The organism is Sinorhizobium terangae, assembly GCF_009601505.1.
Taxonomy (GTDB): Bacteria; Pseudomonadota; Alphaproteobacteria; order Rhizobiales; family Rhizobiaceae; genus Sinorhizobium; species Sinorhizobium terangae.
The window spans coordinates 17,605-34,187 of the sequence record NZ_WITC01000136.1; the positions used below are offsets into that span (position 1 = coordinate 17,605).

General features: G+C 59.1%; 16 protein-coding genes and 4 pseudogenes. 12 read left to right on the forward strand and 8 right to left on the reverse strand.

Annotated features, from left to right (window positions below; translation table 11 throughout):
• The first annotated feature begins 40 nt into the window (after positions 1-40).
• The 4 genes from GHK62_RS32570 to GHK62_RS32585 all read left to right on the forward strand — a co-directional run bounded on the left by GHK62_RS32570 (position 41) and on the right by GHK62_RS32585 (position 3,793).
• Complete coding sequence (locus GHK62_RS32570; RefSeq protein WP_153443146.1) at positions 41-730, forward strand: response regulator transcription factor; 690 nt, start codon at positions 41-43, stop codon at positions 728-730.
• A complete protein-coding gene (locus tag GHK62_RS32575) occupies positions 730-1,719 on the forward strand; it encodes a sensor histidine kinase (protein ID WP_153443148.1) in 990 nt (329 codons plus the stop codon). The genes GHK62_RS32570 and GHK62_RS32575 overlap by 1 nt, the downstream gene beginning before the upstream one ends.
• 18 nt (positions 1,720-1,737) lie before the next feature.
• Positions 1,738-2,043, forward strand: a complete 306-nt coding sequence (locus GHK62_RS35350; protein WP_420377802.1) for an ATP-binding protein — start codon at positions 1,738-1,740, stop codon at positions 2,041-2,043.
• Between the two features lie 664 nt (positions 2,044-2,707).
• Entirely contained in the window at positions 2,708-3,793 is a 1,086-nt protein-coding gene (locus GHK62_RS32585; protein ID WP_153443151.1) for an ABC transporter ATP-binding protein, read from the forward strand.
• Between the two features lie 75 nt (positions 3,794-3,868).
• On the opposite strand, the gene GHK62_RS32590 is transcribed toward GHK62_RS32585, so the two are convergent.
• The 5 genes from GHK62_RS32590 to GHK62_RS32610 all read right to left on the reverse strand — a co-directional run bounded on the left by GHK62_RS32590 (position 3,869) and on the right by GHK62_RS32610 (position 9,523).
• Positions 3,869-4,711 (reverse strand): carbohydrate ABC transporter permease, encoded by an 843-nt coding sequence (locus GHK62_RS32590; protein WP_153443152.1) that lies wholly within the window; start codon positions 4,709-4,711, stop codon positions 3,869-3,871.
• Positions 4,708-5,592, reverse strand: a complete 885-nt coding sequence (locus GHK62_RS32595; RefSeq protein WP_167528427.1) for a carbohydrate ABC transporter permease — start codon at positions 5,590-5,592, stop codon at positions 4,708-4,710. Before GHK62_RS32595 ends, GHK62_RS32590 begins: the two co-directional genes overlap by 4 nt.
• Before the next feature lie 73 nt (positions 5,593-5,665).
• Entirely contained in the window at positions 5,666-6,940 is a 1,275-nt protein-coding gene (locus tag GHK62_RS32600) for an extracellular solute-binding protein (protein WP_153443154.1), read from the reverse strand.
• A gap of 47 nt (positions 6,941-6,987) precedes the next feature.
• Positions 6,988-8,496 (reverse strand): arabinosylfuranosidase ArfA, encoded by a 1,509-nt coding sequence (gene arfA, locus GHK62_RS32605; protein WP_153443155.1) that lies wholly within the window; start codon positions 8,494-8,496, stop codon positions 6,988-6,990.
• A gap of 103 nt (positions 8,497-8,599) precedes the next feature.
• Positions 8,600-9,523, reverse strand: a complete 924-nt coding sequence (locus GHK62_RS32610; RefSeq protein ID WP_153443156.1) for an ArsR/SmtB family transcription factor — start codon at positions 9,521-9,523, stop codon at positions 8,600-8,602.
• 206 nt (positions 9,524-9,729) lie between these two features.
• Between GHK62_RS32610 and GHK62_RS32615 the strand changes: the two are divergent.
• From GHK62_RS32615 to GHK62_RS35135, 6 genes and pseudogenes are all read left to right on the forward strand, one after another.
• Positions 9,730-10,476, forward strand: a pseudogene (locus GHK62_RS32615) (ATP-binding cassette domain-containing protein); the annotation flags it as partial.
• A gap of 43 nt (positions 10,477-10,519) precedes the next feature.
• The gene (locus GHK62_RS35410) at positions 10,520-11,578 is read left to right on the forward strand and encodes a hypothetical protein (RefSeq protein ID WP_475527766.1); all 1,059 of its coding nucleotides are present in this window, start codon (positions 10,520-10,522) and stop codon (positions 11,576-11,578) included.
• Positions 11,460-11,783: a beta-barrel domain-containing protein gene (locus GHK62_RS35130; protein ID WP_475527767.1), complete on the forward strand. Its 324-nt coding sequence runs from the start codon at positions 11,460-11,462 to the stop codon at positions 11,781-11,783. The genes GHK62_RS35410 and GHK62_RS35130 overlap by 119 nt, the downstream gene beginning before the upstream one ends.
• A 379-nt stretch (positions 11,784-12,162) precedes the next feature.
• Positions 12,163-12,443, forward strand: a pseudogene (locus tag GHK62_RS32625) (type II toxin-antitoxin system RelE/ParE family toxin).
• Between the two features lie 28 nt (positions 12,444-12,471).
• The gene (locus tag GHK62_RS32630; protein WP_153443157.1) at positions 12,472-12,771 is read left to right on the forward strand and encodes a HigA family addiction module antitoxin; all 300 of its coding nucleotides are present in this window, start codon (positions 12,472-12,474) and stop codon (positions 12,769-12,771) included.
• 141 nt (positions 12,772-12,912) lie between these two features.
• On the forward strand, positions 12,913-13,287 hold the full coding sequence (locus tag GHK62_RS35135; protein WP_283066884.1) for a lipocalin-like domain-containing protein: 375 nt from the start codon (positions 12,913-12,915) through the stop codon (positions 13,285-13,287).
• A 182-nt stretch (positions 13,288-13,469) separates the two neighbouring features.
• Here GHK62_RS35135 and GHK62_RS34725 read toward each other — a convergent pair.
• Positions 13,470-13,857 (reverse strand): annotated as a pseudogene (locus GHK62_RS34725) (LysR substrate-binding domain-containing protein); the annotation flags it as partial.
• A 58-nt stretch (positions 13,858-13,915) separates the two neighbouring features.
• Between GHK62_RS34725 and GHK62_RS33795 the strand changes: the two are divergent.
• Both GHK62_RS33795 and GHK62_RS32645 read left to right on the forward strand, forming a co-directional pair.
• A complete protein-coding gene (locus GHK62_RS33795; protein WP_167528422.1) occupies positions 13,916-14,086 on the forward strand; it encodes a hypothetical protein in 171 nt (56 codons plus the stop codon).
• Positions 14,083-14,346 carry a hypothetical protein gene (locus GHK62_RS32645; RefSeq protein WP_184108940.1) on the forward strand — a complete coding sequence of 88 codons (264 nt, stop codon included), beginning with the start codon at positions 14,083-14,085 and terminating at the stop codon, positions 14,344-14,346. The genes GHK62_RS33795 and GHK62_RS32645 overlap by 4 nt, the downstream gene beginning before the upstream one ends.
• Here GHK62_RS32645 and GHK62_RS32650 read toward each other — a convergent pair.
• Positions 14,312-15,387, reverse strand: a pseudogene (locus GHK62_RS32650) (extracellular catalytic domain type 1 short-chain-length polyhydroxyalkanoate depolymerase); the annotation flags it as partial. The gene GHK62_RS32645 and the pseudogene GHK62_RS32650 sit on opposite strands and share 35 nt — an antisense overlap.
• Before the next feature lie 557 nt (positions 15,388-15,944).
• Positions 15,945-16,223 carry a hypothetical protein gene (locus GHK62_RS32655; RefSeq protein WP_153443159.1) on the reverse strand — a complete coding sequence of 93 codons (279 nt, stop codon included), beginning with the start codon at positions 16,221-16,223 and terminating at the stop codon, positions 15,945-15,947.
• Positions 16,224-16,583 lie beyond the last annotated feature (360 nt).

Below are 16,583 nucleotides of genomic sequence, written 5' to 3' on the forward strand. Positions count from 1 at the left end.
CCGTTGTATTGCTCACGGGAATGGTGAACCGGGATTGCCCATGCCGAAAGTACTTCTGATCGACGATGACACGGAACTGACGACGCTGCTGAGCGAATACCTCACCGAGGAGGGCTTCGACGTCGAAACGACGGACGACGCACGGCAGGGGATCGCAAGCGCCGCTGCCGGTCAGGGAGTCGACATCATCGTCCTGGACGTAATGATGCCGCGGATGAACGGCATCGACGCGCTGCAGCGCATCCGCCGTCTGGGCGACATCCCGGTGCTGATGCTGACAGCGAAGGGCGACGATGTCGACCGCATCTCCGGGCTCAATCTCGGGGCTGATGACTATGTCTCGAAGCCCTGCTCGCCGGGCGAGCTGGTCGCGAGAATCCGGGCGATACTCCGGCGGACGACCGGCAAGACGACAGACGAGAGCGAGACACTGCAGGCGGGCGGGCTTACCCTCAACCCCGCGACGCGTGCGGCGATCTGGAAAGGTCGGCACCTGGAGGTGACCGGCACGGAGTTCTCGATCCTCGAAGTCCTCGCGCGCAGCGCTGGGCAGCTCGTTCCAAAGGAAGAGATATCCCGGTGGGCTTTCGGGCGCGGCTTGACGCCATTCGACCGGCGGATCGACGTCCACATAAGCAGCGTCCGGCAAAAACTCGGGTTGCGGGATGACGGCTCCTCCTGGATCCAGTCGGTCCGCGGTCAGGGCTACCAATTGCTGCGGGACGGCTGATGCAGAGACTTCGGAGAAAGATGTTCGTGATGGTGTGGCTGTGCGTAGCTGGATCCATCGCGCTGGTCTTCGCCATACTCAGCTTCCTGCCGCTCACGCCGTTTGCCGAAGAGGTCCAGGAGCGAACCACAAGCTTTGCCCTGGACACGGCTTCGGACCTGCTCGCTCGCCAAGGCATGCTTGCCGTGCAAGACGTCATATCGGCGTTCGCAAATGCGGATCCTTCGATCCGCCTGAGCGTGAAGGCGGTCGGCGCACCGATCGAATGCGCGGTATCCGTCAGCGACACGCTTGTCCGGCGCGTCGTGAACTCGGGCAAATGCTATGAAGTCACGGCAGTCCCGGACGATGCCTACATTTGGCGACAGTGGCCCAAACTCATGCCGTGGGCTTCCGCCCTTTTGGCCGCGGCCGGCGCCGCGTTCTGGCTGGCGAACTACTTCACAGGGCCGGTCGAACAGCTTCGGCAAGGACTGGGGGAACTCGCTCGCGGCAACTTCGGTGCGCGGATCGGTGAAGAGGTCGACCGCAAGCGTGACGAGGTGGCTGCCCTTGCTCATGACTTTGATGCCACGGCTTCTCGTTTGCAGGAGTTTCAGGAGGTTCAGCAGCGCCTGTTTCACGACGTCTCCCATGAACTCCGGTCGCCTCTCTCGCGTCTGCAGGCTGGTCTAGGGGTGCTTCGCCAGAACCCAGCCCGGCTCAACGACATGCTGGAACGGCTGGAGCGGGAAATTCAACGTATGGACGATCTTGTCGGCGAGATCCTGACGCTTGCCAAGCTTGCGGCGGCGGCGGACCAGCCTTTGAACCGACAGAGACTTGATCTGATCGACCTCGTTCGCGAGATAGTGGACGACAGCACCTTCGAGGGAGCGTCGAACCAGGTCGCGGTCGAATACGACGGAGAAGAGTCGTTCGTGACGTCAGTAGATGGCGAGCTGATTTATCGAGCGGTGGAGAATGTCGTGCGGAACGCAGTGAAATAACCCGGATCGGTGGTCCGCGTGTCGAGCCGAAGAACGTCGTATAGTTTCGAGCTTATCGTCGAAGACGAAGGCCCCGGAGTTCCAGACAGCGCGCTCGAATCCATCTTTCATCCCTTCCGGAGGTTTGCCGATACCCCGGCCGACGCTGCCGGGTTCGGTCTGGGTCTGTCGATCACCAAGCAGGCATTCGAGCGGCATGGGGGCAGGATTGACGCATCGCGGATCTCCGGTAGCGGTTTGCGTATGAAGATGATTCTGCCGATCACAGAGGCAGATGCTGTTCTGCGCACGATGCCGGCAAACCGCCGGCCTTCCGCTGAATAATTACTGTCCGGTGGGGAGCGGTCGCTCGCGCGTCACACGGTGACGGTTGCTTTGCGCGGCAAAACCGGAAATTCCGAGTGCTATCGACGGATATCGGCTTAGGGTCGAAGCGTCGGTTGAATGAACGTCCCAAAAGTCCGCATCTCGGCCATTCGCGCTAACCGCAGCAGACGACCGGTCACCACCCCGAAAACGACTTTCCAGCCACGATTCACGAACGACCGCTGTGCGCCTTCAAGTCGGACACTGAGCAGAGCACGGTGGTATCCCAGAAGCGGAATGCATACATGCCGCCGAGGTGCAGGTTTGCACCACTTCCAGACCTTACCCTCGGAAGCTGCGATCGACGCGTTTCGACCCAGTGCTGCCGTCTGATATCAATGGGGCAAAGACCGCTTAGAGCCCGAAGCGGACTGTCAATTCGTTGCGCGGGACGGCAGGTTTGCGCCGTCATCGGTCGTCCACACCACCTGCTCAAGCTCATAAAAGCCGTCGATACGCTTAGCCAGCGGCCACGCCGGGAACCCCAACAGGAGACATCGGCCGAGCGTGTTCTCCCTTATGTTGGTCCCACATTTGTGCTCGCTGCTCGGCGGTTGTTGGAGGCGATATCTTGACTTCCGATACATACCGAAAAGAATGATGCAAACATTGGGAGGATTACATGGCGGAAATTCGTCTGGAGAACGTTTCCAAGAGCTTCGGCTCGGTATCGGTAATCAGCAACATATCCCTGACGGTAAACGCCGGCGAACTGATGGTGTTTCTGGGACCATCGGGGTCGGGAAAATCAACGCTTCTTCGGATGATCGCCGGTCTGGAGACAATCGACTCCGGCTCTCTGACGATCGGCGGCATACGCAGCGAAGCGCTGCCGCCCGGCCATCGCAACGTAGCGATGGTTTTCCAGAACTACGCGCTTTATCCGCACATGTCGGTGCGGGACAACATGGCGTTCGGGCTTGAGAACATCGGGCTTCCGGCGGCGGAGATCGAGACGCGGGTCTTGATGGCGGCGCGAATGCTCGAGATGGAAAACCTGCTTTCTCGCAAACCCGCGCAGCTATCTGGTGGCCAAAGGCAGCGCGTAGCCATAGGGCGTGCGATCGTGAAGGAGCCAAAGGCGTTCCTTTTCGACGAACCTCTGTCGAACCTCGATGCCGCCCTGCGCGTGAGGACCCGCGTCGAGCTGGCGCAACTTCACCAGCGGATGAAGTCTACGATGATCTATGTCACGCACGACCAGACGGAGGCGATGACGCTGGCAGATCGGATCGTGGTGCTCAACCAATGCAAGATTGAGCAGATCGGGACGCCAATGGAGGTTTACCTCAAACCCGCGTCCCGCTTCGTCGCAGGTTTCATCGGAAGCCCAGGAATGAATTTTCTTTCGGTCGATGTCATCCGTCCAGGGCGGACACCCATCAGGTTCGGGAACGGGTTCGAGCTCGAGATTGAGGCCCCTGTGCCCGCGCCAGGCAGGTTCGATCTTGGCATACGGCCAGAGTCGGTCCGGATCATGACTGGCGAAATCGATCCCTCTCGTCCCTCGATCGAAGCACAGGTTGGCGTCGTCGAGCAACTTGGCGAGCGGACGCTGGCATATTGCACGCTCGAGGACGGTTCACAGCTTATCGCTCAGGATGCGGGGCGTTCCGAGGTCCGTCCGGGAGATCGCGTGCGCGTGGGACTCGACCCTCTGGCCGTTCACCTCTTTGATGCCGACGGGAAATCCTATCAAGCAATCTGATACGCGTCCAAATAGCAGCGGACCTCCAATCACCAATTCGGAGGTCCGTGCAGGCGCCAGCCGGAGAGTAACAATCTAGCCTTTAATACCCGCTGACAGCGTGATCGCTTCAGTGACGCGCCGCTGAAAGATTAGGTAAGCCATCGCCACGGGCAGGCCGGCGAGAACCGCCGCAGTAAGCTGCCTTGCATAATAGACCCCGAAGGCATCGTTCACCTGCGTGATCCCCACAGTAATCGTCATCATGTCGGTCCTGGTCACCGCAAGGAATGGCCACAAGAACGAGTTCCAGGACCAGATGAAGCAGACGATCGAGAGCGCCGTTGTCACACCCCAGTTCATAGGAATATAGACCTTGGTTAAAATCCGCCATTCAGACGCATTGTCCATAACCGCCGCCTCGCGAAAATCCTTCGGCACGCCGTCAAAGAATTGCTTGTAGACGATGATGATGACGGGATGAATGAGCTGCGGGAGCACGATCCCACTCCAGGTATTGATTAGGCCAAGACCGGCCACCAATTCGAAGTGATTCACGATCAGGGTCTGCATGGGGACCATGAAGCTCGCCAAGATTAGCCACCACAAGACATTCCGAAGCGGAAAGCTCAGCTGCGAGATGGCGTAGCCGCAGAACAGTGACGAACTGACAGTTAGCACCGTGACGGCTATCGCCGTGAGAATGGAATTGACATACCACCGCCCGATCTCTGTCTGAGTCAAGGCGAATACATAATGCGAAATGGTAAAAGTCTCGGGCCAGAGCTCGATATAGGGCCTGACGACTTCGTGCTCAGGTTTCAGTGACGAAACCACAGCCCAGTAGAGGGGAAACGCCCAGACGATGGCGCAGATGACGGTTATAACAGTGATAATGAGGCCGATGGCGTTAAGTCGGCGCGCTGTTGTCGCGGTCATCGGTCCCGCCCTCCCGAAAGGCGTGTCAGCTGAAAATTCAAAACAGACACGACAATGACGATCACAAATAGGACCACCGCGACGGCTGCCGCCCTGCCTCCCTGATCCGATTGGAACGCTCGCTGAAAGACATAATAGACCAGGACCACGTTGTCGTTCGGTCGTCCGCCGACTGAGAAGAGGTAGACTTGGTCAAAAATCTTGAGCTGCGAAATCAACTGGATGGTCAGTACGAGCGCGGTGATTGGCCACATCAAAGGCCAAGTAATGCGGCGGAAGGTCGACCATCTGCCGGCGTTGTCTAAGGCCGCAGCCTCGTAGATTTCCGTCGGGATGGTTCGCAATCCGGCGAGAAACAACAATATGGAAAATCCTGCGGTCCACCAGATCGTGATTATGCCGACGGCGGGCATGAACCAGGCGGTCGACTTGAAAACGGGGATGCGCGCGATGCCGAGCATGTCGAAAAGGTACATCGCGATGCCGAACTGGAAGTTCAGCGTCCAATCCCAGAGGAGATACACGACCGAGACCGGAAGAATATATGGCAAGAAGAACAGGGCGAGTATGGCTGCCTGAAGTCGTCCGGCAAGACGATTGACGCCGAGCGCTATTGCGAATGCCACAAGCGTTCCAGGGACGACGGTGATGAGTACGAAGTAGGCCGTGTTCCATACCGCGGTGCCGAACCGTCGGTCAGAAGGAAGGCGTGCGTAGTTGTCGAACCCGACGAAGTTTCCATCGCCAATCAGGGGCGCATCTGTCAGGCTTATCATGAAAAGCCTTATCGTCGGATAGACGAACACAAGTCCGTAAATGGCGACGAACGGCGCGATGAGCGCCAAGGCGAAGAGAGCTTCGTTGCGCCGGTTTCTGAGCATCATCCTCCCGCTCCACTTACCTTTCAGACGAGGATGGCCCAGGCGAACGATTGATTGCCTGGGCCTCGGGTCGTCAAAGGTCGGCCAAACCGGTCTTGATCTCCTCGACCGCTTTCGCGGGCTCCATTTCACCATTGAGCGTCGGCACGAAGAAATTCGACATCACGTCAAAAATTGGCCCAGCGATGCCCGCCAGCGGAGTCTTCGGATCGAAGATCATGTTTGCGGTCAGCGAAGAGTATGTGTGGTTCGGCTCCATCGCCTTGTACTCGGCCGAGTTCGTGACGGGACCATATGCGGGGATATGCCCCGCGGTCGCCCAGAACAAGGAATTCTTCGACATCCAGCTCATGACCTCGAGGACCGCGGCTCGCTTCTCGGGACTCATGTCCTTGCCCTTGTTCGCAGGGAGCGCGAAGGTGTGACTGTCGGCGTAGGTGGAGGGATGATTGAAGATTACAGGCAGTTCGACGGCTCCCCATTCGAAGAGCTTGCCGTTCTTCTTGAGGTCCGTCATCGTCGGGACTTCCCAAACCCCGTTGATCATCATCGCAGCTTCACCCGATGTGAAGAGCGCCACGGTCGCAGGGTAGTCCGTATAGGTGGATTGAAGCCCTTCCTTCGTCCATTCGGACAGAACGGCAAGAGAGTTTTCGAGCTTCTTTGCGCTGTCGCCAGCAAGAAACTCACCGTCCGTCATGAGCTCACCATCCTGCTGGCCCATGAAGGAATAGACGGTGCGGAACATGAAGTTGCCGTCCGCAGTCACCGAGCCAAGCGGGAACTTGACCCCAGCGGCCTTCAAGGCCTTCAGCGTCGCGGTGAAGTTCTCACGCGAGTCCATGCCCTTCGGCTTGCCGTCGTCGCCGAGAACTCCGGCTTTCTTGAGCAGGTCCTTGTTATAATAAAGGACGATTGGGTGCGTATCGAGCGGCACCGCATACTGTTTGCCGTCGATGCTCACAGCCTCCCAAGTCGCGGGGGCGTAGTCAGATTGTCCGAGGCCCATCGTCTTCCAGTCGTCGGCGGTGATTTCCTGCAGAATGCCCTGCTTCACCGCCAGCGGGATGCGGCTGGCGTGATACGTCATGATATCAGGGCCTTCGCCAACCGCCGTAGAGGTTTGGACCTTGGAGTAAAATGGCGTTCCCCATTCCAGCGTGGTCGCATCGATCTTTATCTCGCCCTTGTGGGCCTCGTTGAAATCGGCGACCATTTGTTTCATGCGAACGCCGTCACCGCCGCCGAAGAAGTCCCACCATGTGACGGTTTCCTCGGCGTGGGCGACGGTGGTCATGAGACCTCCCGCCAAAAGCACTGCCTTCGTAAGTTTAAACCAATTCGGCATGTCACTTTCCTCCCAGACAAGCAGCGTGTTGCCGCTACCGATTGATCTTAAAGTTGAATTCTGATCATCGAATATGAGTATGGCGGAACGGAAACACTCACACTGTTGCCGTCCATGACCGCATCGGACGTCTTGCGCGGCGAGACATTGTCCGGATTGTCCTTGGTATTCCGGGCCTCGAGATCGTCGTGCTTGATCAGGGTGTGCTCGACGCCCCTGATGGTTCCGAAGCGCTCCACGGCGAGCTTGATGCTTGCCGATTCGGACGAGTGGCGATTGACCGCAAAGAAGGTGAGAGTGCCCGCGTCGCCGTCATGAACGCCGGCGATATCGAGATAGGACACAGCTTCGGACACGTTGGAGACATAAGTCGCACAGTCGACGTCGAGTTGTAGAGCGGTGCCTCGACCGTAGCGAGATGCCAGATGGAAGGGATGGTAGATCGTCTGACGCCAAGAACGACCGCCTGGCTCGGTCATGATCGGCGCGATCACATTGACCAACTGCGCTATGCAGGCGACTCGCACGACGTCCGAGCGGCGGATGAAGGTGTTGATGATGCACCCGACCTGGAGCACATCCTCGAAGTTATATATGTCTTCCAGGAGCACCGGCGCATGAGGCCAATTCCATTCTCGCATCCGCTTAGCGTCGTTCTTGCGCTCGTGGTACCAGACGTTCCATTCGTCGAAGGAAATCTTGACGTCTCGCTTGGATCGTTTGCTGCCCTTCACAAAATCGATAACACCACTGACGGTGCCGATGTAGCGATCGAGCTTTTCCGGAAGAGCGAGAAACTCTGAAGTTCTCTTCTCGTAGTTCTCGAAATACATGTGGAGGGAGATGTAGTCGACCTGGTCGTATGTCGCGTCGAGGACCGTTGCCTCCCACCGAGGATAGGTCGCCATATCGGAGTGGGATGATCCGCAGACGACAAGTTCAAGCTTGTCGTCGAAGGCTCGGATGGCCTTCGCGGTCTCGTTTGCGAGGTGGCCGTACTCGGCGGCGCTTTTGTGACCCACCTGCCACGGCCCGTCCATTTCGTTGCCAAGGCACCACAGCTTGACATTCCAAGGCTCCGCGCGCCCGTTCTGGCGCCGTAGGTCCGACCACTGACTGCCGCCCGGATGGTTCACGTACTCGACGAAGTTCCGGGCGGCGTCCAGGCCGCGCGAGCCCAGATTGACCGCCAGCATCATTTCTGTGCCAGCAGCCTCGGCCCATTCGGCGAACTCATGGATACCGACCTGGTTAGATTCCGAGGTGCGCCATGCGAGATCAAGGCGCGTCGGACGGCCCTCTTTCGGCCCAATGCCGTCTTCCCAATTGTAGGCCGACACGAAATTGCCACCTGGATAGCGGCAAATCGGTGTATCGAGTTCCCGCACGAGATCGATTACGTCCTTGCGCATCCCGTTGGGGAGCGCCGTTGGATGGTCGGGTTCGTAAATGCCTGTATAGACAGCCCTACCCAGGTGCTCCAGGAATGATCCGTATAGCCGCCGATCTATGTCGGCGATTGTATAGCGCGAATGCGCGGTGACCCGAGCCTCCAAAACTCTCTCCCCTCGAATTCAATATCCAAGATTTCGGTTTATATCCAATTTGTTGGTATATGAAACCGAATTGGAGGGTCACGTCAAGCAAAAGTATGACTTCTCAAATTTGAATTCGGAGCACGATGTCCTGGTCGTAATTGCCGAAGCCGCTGCCGAAAATGTTGATTCCACCGGGATGCTCGGCCGCGTCCTTGACGCCAACCCGCAACCGGATTGAACGATGCTTGTCCAGATCGAGGTCATCGAGGTTGGTGTTTGATATCTTCACTCCATCAACGAAACTTCCCTGCTCGTTGATGCGCCAGTTCTTGAGCTTGCCATACTGTGAACCCGCGAGTTTCCACCAGTCCGGCGTGAAAGTACCCCTTTTGTCCCCATAATCGCCCGGCGACGTCCACGTGCCGATTTCGATTCCGTTGACCTGCAGAAATATGTCGGACGGCCAGTTTGCCGACGTCCCCGGCACTTCAGAACTCAGTTCCATCGAGAATTCGATTGCCTTAGGTTTCGCCTTCTTGAGCAGGGTGTTGTTAGGAAACTGATATTCTACGAACCCCGTGTTGAACCACAGAAGCCCCGCTTTCATACGGTCCGGATCGAGGAAGGTGTCCGGTACGTCGAGAAGGCCGATGACACCATCCTTGGAGCACATCCCACACGGGCCGGTGACTTCAAACTGGGTATATAGACCAAGCGGCATCGAAACTTCTATCGCGTCCGCTAATCGATCAACCACTGGCTCTGAAAACGAAATGAGAATTTCCTGGAAGGCCGAATAACAGACTTTCTGGCTGCCCTTTTTGGCCCGCTGTCCCTCAGTATAGATCAGTCCGCAATCCTCGAGCACCTTCAGGTTGATCGACGCCGTTGACTGGGGAAGACTTAGTTCCTCCGCGATCTCGTTCACGTTTTTGGGACCGCTCGATCGAAGCAACTTCAACATCATCACGCGAACGTCGCTTGCGAGACCTTTGATGAGGTCTTGCCGCTCGATCGGATCAATCACGAGTACTTTACCAGTCATATCATCCCCACGCTTTCCTACGCTTCATATCAGGTTTCACGATATGAAAGCAACTGCTGCATTGAGTGCGGACGTGTGACACTAGGGAGCCTACAGCACTGATCGCGGTGGCGTCATCGAACCAGCAATTGGCCCGCTACAAAGAGAATTCTCGTGAAATTGCCAAGCCAAGACACCATCAACCGATACGCGCCTGCGAGAACCGCCAGCCGGTGCCACTGCCGGCGCCGCGGCAAACATTGGACGCGGCCGGGCTCGTCGTCGCCGCACCCGGCAACAATGCCGCCATCGTCCGCGACGTCTCGTTCAAGCTCGCCGCGGGCCAGGGCGTCGGCATCATCGGCCCAAGCGGCTCCGGCAAGTCGACCCTGGCCCGTGCCTTGGTCGGTGTCTGGCCGCCCGCGCGCGGCACGATCCGCCTCGACGGGGCCGAGCTCGGCCAATGGGAGCCAGAATCGCTTGGGCCTTCGATCGGCTACCTACCGCAAGGCGTCGACCTGTTCGACGGCACGATCGCCGAGAACATCAGCCGCTTCGCGAGAGACGTGGACCCGGCCGCGATCATCGAAGCGGCCGAACAAGCCGGCGTGCTTCAGTTGATCCTGTCGATGCCGGAAGGCTACGACACCCGGATCGGTGCTGCCGGCGCCATCCTGTCGGCCGGCCAGCGCCAGCGCATCGGCCTCGCCCGGGCGCTCTACGGCAAGCCGTTCCTGCTGGTGCTCGACGAGCCGAATGCCAGCCTCGACGCGGAGGGCGAGGCGGCGCTCACCAATGCCATCCTCGCCGCCCGCAAGGCCGGCGCGATCGTTGTCGTTATCGCCCACCGGCCGAATGCCCTGGCCGCCGTCGATCAGGTCCTGTTCATGGCCGAGGGCCGAGCCGTCGCCTTCGGCCCGCGCGACGAGGTGCTGCGCAAGACCACCGTCCACGCCGTTTCGGAGACCGCATGAGCACCAAAGCAGAAAGCCGCGCCGCCAAGGCCATCTCCCGCACATGCTGATCGCCGGCGTCTCGATCGCGGTACTCGTCTTCGGCGTTGGCGGCTGGGCGGCAACGAGCAATCTCTCCGGCGCCTTCGTCGGCGCAGGCACCGTTGTCGTCGAGGGCAACGTCAAGCGCATCCAGCACCGCGACGGCGGCATCGTCGGCGAGATCCGGGTGCGCGACGGCCAGCAGGTGAAGGCGGGCGAGTTGCTGGTCCGGCCCGACGACACCGTCACACGCGCCAATCTGACGGTCATCGCCAAGCAGATCGACCGGTCGCAGGCGCGCGCCATTCGGCTCACCGCCGAGCGCGACGAGGCGCAAGAACCGGCGCCCCCGAAGGCGCTCGAAGCGAGGCTGGGCGATCCCGAGGTCGCCGCCTACGTCAATGCGGAAAAGGCGCTGTTCCACGCACGCAAACGCACGATCGACGGCCAGAAAGCGCAGCTCAGGCAGCGCGTGCATCAATTGGCGCAGGAGGCAGATGGACTGAAAGTCCGGCGCGATGCGAAGGATGACGAGCTGCGGCTGATCGATGAGGAACTCGCGGGCATTACCAGCTTGCACGCGCAGGGACCGGCGCTGTTCTCGCGGCTTGCCGAATTGAAGCCGATGAAGGCGCAATTGTCGGGCGAGCGCGGCCAACTGACGGCGGAGATCGCCCGCGCGGCGACGCAGACGACGGAGACCGAACTGCAGGTCCTGCAGCTCGACCAGGACCGCCGCTCCGAGGTGCTAACGGAACTGCGCGACGTCGACAACAAGCTGGCGGAACTCACCGAGCAGCGGGTTACCGCCGAGGACCAGTTGAAGCGCATCGATATCCTCTCGCCGCAGAACGGCATCGTGCACGAACTTGCGGTGCACACGGTTCGGCGGCGTCATCGCCCCCGGCGAAACGGCGATGCAGATTGTTCCCGTCAACGACAGCCTCGTCGTCGAGGCGAAAATGCAGCCGGCCGATATCGATCAGCTGCATCTCGGGCAGAAGGCCACCTTGCGCTTCTCTGCCTTCAACCAGCGCACGACGCCGGAGATCATCGGCGAAGTGCAGACGATTGCCGCTAACCTCAGCACCAACCCGCAGACCGGCGAGGCGTGGTACGCCGCGCGCATCCGGATTTCCGCGGCCGAGCTCCACAAGCTCGGCAGCCTCGTCCTGCACGCCGGCATGCCGGTCGAGGCGTTCATCCAGACTGGCGAGCGCACGGCGCTCTCCTACCTCGTCAAGCCGCTGGCCGACCAGATCGCCCGGGCGATGCGGGAGGAATGAGCTCAACGGCGTTTTTTATGCAAATCGATGAAGCCCCGGCCCCTCCTCAAGGCCACTGTTCAGCATGCGAGTCGCCAGCGCGACAGTTCGACTCTTCAAGGCGGGGGTGGGGAAATGTCGGCTTCTCGCGCGGATTGCTGTCACTCGTTGGGTTGCTCTCCAAGTTTTCCACCCGACTGAGACGACCGGAAGCCGACGATACGCCGCCACCCGAGATGTCGGCTCCTATCCCTCGCCTTGAACAACGGTATCGAACCGAAGATCGGCCATTTTCGGATGGCGTAAAAAGGATCGCGATTGCGAATCTGTATCGTGCAATGATACATATTGGTTGACTTTCACCAGTATCACCATATGATACAAGCATAAAGAGCCGGACGTGATCAGGTCATTTAAGGACGCCAAAACCGAAGCCGTTGCGCGCGGCAAAGCACCAAAAGGCTTTCCTTCAGACATCGTGAGGTCGGCCGTTCGTAAATTGACGATCCTGAAAGTGCTGCCGCTCTTGACGACCTGCGTTCCCCTCCGGGAAATCGACTTGAAGCGCTGAAGGGCGATAGAGAAGGCCAACACTCGATCCGGATCAATGATCAGTGGCGTATATGCTTCGTATGGACAGATGCCGGTATCGAAGACGTCGAAATAGTTGACTACCATTAAACGCCAATCGTGGCACAGGGAGCTTGAGATGACCCATATCCTTCCGCCGGTCCATCCGGGCGAAATCCTACGCGAGGAGTACCTACGTCCCCTTAACATGAGCGCTGGTGCACTGGCGAAAAAGCTCAATGTTCCTCGCACCCGCATCGAACGCATAGCGGCGGAGCAAACACCGATAACGACGGATACCGCTTTGCGCCTCGCCAAATACTTCCGCACAACGCCGGAGTTTTGGATGAACATGCAGACCAGCTTCAACCTCAAGACAGAGGAAATAGCACTTCATCGCGAACTGGAGTTGATCCCGGAAATCGATAGCGCAGCATAGCCTGACCCTGTCCCCCAAGTACGGCACATTCCAGCCGATACATTATGCGATCTTCTGCAACGGGCGTTGCGTCAATCCCTTGTGAGCTTATGGCCGTATTGTCCCCGGCCCTCGCCAACGACGAAAAGGGTTCGTTGGTGCGTGGAACATGACCTCCCTTCAGGTCACCGACGCGAGCGGCAGACAGAACAGATTCCGTATTCCGGACAGGTGATCCTCTCGAAAAGCGGCACACTATCCGTGCAGGCCATGAACCCGGACGCTGCGGCGGAGCCGACGCCTTGCATGGCAAATGGCTATGAGGCCTATTATGGCCCGGTCGAAATCGACCAAGCGAAAAAGACGTTTGCCATCACGGTGTGTTCATCGCTCGTTCGCAACCTTATCGGACAACGGCTCGAGCGGAATTTTGAAGTGACGGAAGACCAGTTGGTGATCACGCCGACAAATGCACCCGAAGGCTGGCGCGTGACGTACGAGCGGCGTAGGCCTTTGCAGGGCTTGCGTGGCTCTTAACGAACTTTCAAACCGGAAGTCCTCTCCCTCTACTGGTGGCGGGGGCTTCAGTCACGACTAGTTTGCCTCCCCAGGCCCCTAGTTTAATCCTTCGAGCCCTCGACGCGTGCGTCATGGGTTTTCCTGTAGGAAGAGGATATTAAAAGAGAGCATTACCTTGCAGATTTGGAGCCTTCTTGATCTCAGTTTGGTTTCACGGCGATTTTAGGCCCTGACATCGCGGAGCGACCGACGCCCACAGGGGTCGGAGCCTCCTCGAAACACTCGATCAGCATTTCTGTGAGACACGTATCTTCTTTGCGGGATGCTGCCCCGACGGGCGGATGACATATATGCCGGCAGAGGTGGTGGATAGCGTGTCATGACCGGAACCAGCGCGCCGGATGCTGCATATTCACGGGTCACGCCATCGGGGATCCAAGCTACCCCCAGCCAATGCGGCGGCGGGGAGAGCCCGGGCGTTGTCGGCCTTGAAGCGCCCCCGGTAATGATCTTTTCGCCGTCCATGAATTGCCAGGCTTCCGTTCCTTGCATGAGGGCCTGATGGGCGACGAGCTCCTCCGGCGCCTCAAATGCCGGGGAGTGTTAGCCCTTGACGTCATTGGCAGATGAGAAGAATGAGGTTCTCATGACCAATGCGGAAGACGTGATCGAGCGCGCTCACTCCATCGTGGCGGCTTTGCGCGCAAAAAGAGAGCGCGAGGCAGCGCGGCGCAAGGAGGTGGTTGGGCGGATTGAGACCGGCAAACCCTTGACGATCCCCCAACGCAGCATCCAGCTAAGCCTGAAATTACAATGACCGCCCCAGAAATAAAGGCGAAGAGCGCCGATCTCGATTGGGAGGTCGAAGCCGCCCTCGCCTGGCACGATGAAGATCCGCGCGCAGCGATCGCCACACTGCTGCTCGACTGCAAGCATCTGCGCGAGCAGCTTGCAGTCGCTGAGCAGTTCATGAGCCGCGGGCTCGCGCGCGGGTGGTCACCGCAGTATCAGAGGCCAGAAAATCAGACGGAGTCTGTTTCGGCATCAGCCCGGCCGATCGAAGAGCGTCGGCGATGACTTTCAGGATTTTGTTCTGAGCCGAGCGTGAACGATCCGCATGTAGAGTGGATGCGTCGGCTTTGCCTCGTCACGTCGGTCTCTCGTCAGTTTTCGCGTCAATCCCCATGAATAGGCAATATGGGCGGTTGACGATATACCAACGTCGAGCATGTAGGGACCGCGCTTTCCATAGCCACTCGCCAGATCAAGCGGCAGCCCGTGCCCCATGCCTTCGATGCTATAGAGAGTGACGACCTGCCGTCCGTCATTGTCCTTCCAGACCTTGCGCGTCTGCCCGTCTATCGTTTCAGTGACCGTCGGCGCCTCGCCCAAGCCATGCACGCCGCGCCACTGTTCGACGATTGCGCGCGCGTTCACTTCGGCAACAGTGCTGTCCCTCGTTCCATGCCAGACGGAGATTGTCGGCCATGGTCCCGTATGGCTGGATGCCGACAGAACTTTGGCGCGCAGTTCTCGCGTCGACGGCATGCCGTGCCCGCGCATCCGCTCGAATGCCTGCGAGAGGGTCAGCGCGGTTGCGTATGGGAGCCCGGCAATGATCGCTCCGCCAGCGAAAACCTCGGGATAGGTCGAAAGCAAGACATTCGCCATTGCGCCACCGGCGGACAGTCCCGTCACATAAATTTTTTCACCGGCGATCTTGTGCCTCGAGCACATCGTCTGGATCATTTGCCGAATGGAAAGAGCCTCGCCCGCTTCGCGCCGGATATCGCCAGGCAAGAACCAGTTGAAGCAGAGATTGCCGTTATTGTCGCGCACCTGCTGCGGGTAAAGCAGCGCGAAGCCATGCCTCTCGGCCAGTTTCGACCAGCCGGAACAGACATCGTAATCGGCTGGAATCTGTGTGCATCCGTGCACAGCGACGACGAGCGCCGGTCTCTTTGCCAGGTTCGGCGGCAGATAATATCTGGCTTTCAACTTACCTGGGTTCGACCCGAAATTCGTTAGTGTGGAAAGCCTGTTGCCGGAGTGCAGGTGCGCCGCCTTGCCCGTACTGGGCCGCGTAATTCTTGGAAGGATAACGGATAGGGTTCTCATGAATGGATATCTCCTTGCATCAGCGGTAGGGCTGCGCGCCCGAGTAACAACGTGGCTAGCCCCGGATTGTTGCTGCGCTGCACAATGAAATATCCGTGATAGTCACCTCAGCTGGTTGGGCTCATCAGAAGATCGCGAGCGCCTCTCGCGGTCCTCTGAGAGAGTCCTCAACACCGGCTAGCAGAAATGCAGCGGGTACCCATTGCGCCGATACTCGGCATCGCGCGCAGCGGCAATGGGCTTCAGCGCGCAGGTATCCAGTCGGCGTCGCCAAGCCTCACGCACCCGAAATCGACTCAGCGAACCGGGGGCACTGCCCAAGCGCACGGAACGCTGGGCGCGCTCGCTTATCCGCCGCGGGAGGGCATCCCGGAAATGGCATCGCACACTTCAAGGCGCCATTCCACCTCAAGACACCTTACCCGGCGCGCCACCAATCGGAGTGATCACCTTTACCGTCCCGCCTCAGTCTGGGCATGCTTCGCCGTCGAGCTTGCCTGTTCCGGAGCAGCGGCGGCAGATGTTCTCGCCCGACATGGGCATCCCGGCGAGACCTTCTATTCAGATCCGTCTGTCCCGACGTCGACAAATCGGCCAATTGATCGCAGGTAAGCGACAATCTCGACCTTGAGGAAATCACGATCGCCATACGCTTCTTCGATCCTGTCTAACATGCGCCTCTTCTTCTCATAGGCGCCCGGTGGCAGGTCGGTATGTCCAATCACGTATTTGTCGCGGCCAACGGCGCAGATATCGCATCCGGCCTCGATGACGTCATCCACGAAGGCTGGAATGTCGCTCGCCTTCATCAGCTTTTGGTTGGTACTGCGCGCCATCGTAATTTCTCCGCTCGCAAGTGAGCAGGCAAGGCGCCATCCGGTCGGGAGACTTGCAAAACTGCAACCTTCCTCCGAACCGCGATGGTCGCGGTTCGTTCCGTGCAGACTCACGCGCTCCGAGCGCTGCGCTAACGGATCCCAAGAGGCGCTGCGGTGCCTTTCGAAATCTGGCAGTCGCTCCAGAGTATCGGGGAGGGACCGCCTGTCCGCCTCCTCACTGTCGCCACCAGGCGCTCATCGGTGCTACGCGGCAGATTTGGCTGCTGCCCCGCACGATAGCTTGATTGATGTTGCGGATAAGAAACCGTTGCTGCGGATGCGACAGAGAGAGTACGCTCCTGATGCCGGGCACCTTGG

What these genes read in the sequence shown, in the direction of transcription:
- GHK62_RS32570 (WP_153443146.1), top strand. Translation starts at nt 41, where the DNA reads ATGCCGAAAGTACTTCTGATCGACGATGACACGGAACTGACGACGCTG.
- GHK62_RS32575 (WP_153443148.1), top strand. Translation starts at nt 730, where the DNA reads ATGCAGAGACTTCGGAGAAAGATGTTCGTGATGGTGTGGCTGTGCGTA.
- GHK62_RS32585 (WP_153443151.1), top strand. Translation starts at nt 2,708, where the DNA reads ATGGCGGAAATTCGTCTGGAGAACGTTTCCAAGAGCTTCGGCTCGGTA.
- GHK62_RS32590 (WP_153443152.1), bottom strand. Translation starts at nt 4,711, where the DNA reads ATGACCGCGACAACAGCGCGCCGACTTAACGCCATCGGCCTCATTATC.
- GHK62_RS32595 (WP_167528427.1), bottom strand. Translation starts at nt 5,592, where the DNA reads ATGCTCAGAAACCGGCGCAACGAAGCTCTCTTCGCCTTGGCGCTCATC.
- GHK62_RS32600 (WP_153443154.1), bottom strand. Translation starts at nt 6,940, where the DNA reads ATGCCGAATTGGTTTAAACTTACGAAGGCAGTGCTTTTGGCGGGAGGT.
- GHK62_RS32610 (WP_153443156.1), bottom strand. Translation starts at nt 9,523, where the DNA reads ATGACTGGTAAAGTACTCGTGATTGATCCGATCGAGCGGCAAGACCTC.
- GHK62_RS35410 (WP_475527766.1), top strand. Translation starts at nt 10,520, where the DNA reads ATGCTGATCGCCGGCGTCTCGATCGCGGTACTCGTCTTCGGCGTTGGC.
- GHK62_RS35130 (WP_475527767.1), top strand. Translation starts at nt 11,460, where the DNA reads ATGCAGCCGGCCGATATCGATCAGCTGCATCTCGGGCAGAAGGCCACC.
- GHK62_RS32630 (WP_153443157.1), top strand. Translation starts at nt 12,472, where the DNA reads ATGACCCATATCCTTCCGCCGGTCCATCCGGGCGAAATCCTACGCGAG.
- GHK62_RS33795 (WP_167528422.1), top strand. Translation starts at nt 13,916, where the DNA reads ATGACCAATGCGGAAGACGTGATCGAGCGCGCTCACTCCATCGTGGCG.
- GHK62_RS32645 (WP_184108940.1), top strand. Translation starts at nt 14,083, where the DNA reads ATGACCGCCCCAGAAATAAAGGCGAAGAGCGCCGATCTCGATTGGGAG.
- GHK62_RS32655 (WP_153443159.1), bottom strand. Translation starts at nt 16,223, where the DNA reads ATGGCGCGCAGTACCAACCAAAAGCTGATGAAGGCGAGCGACATTCCA.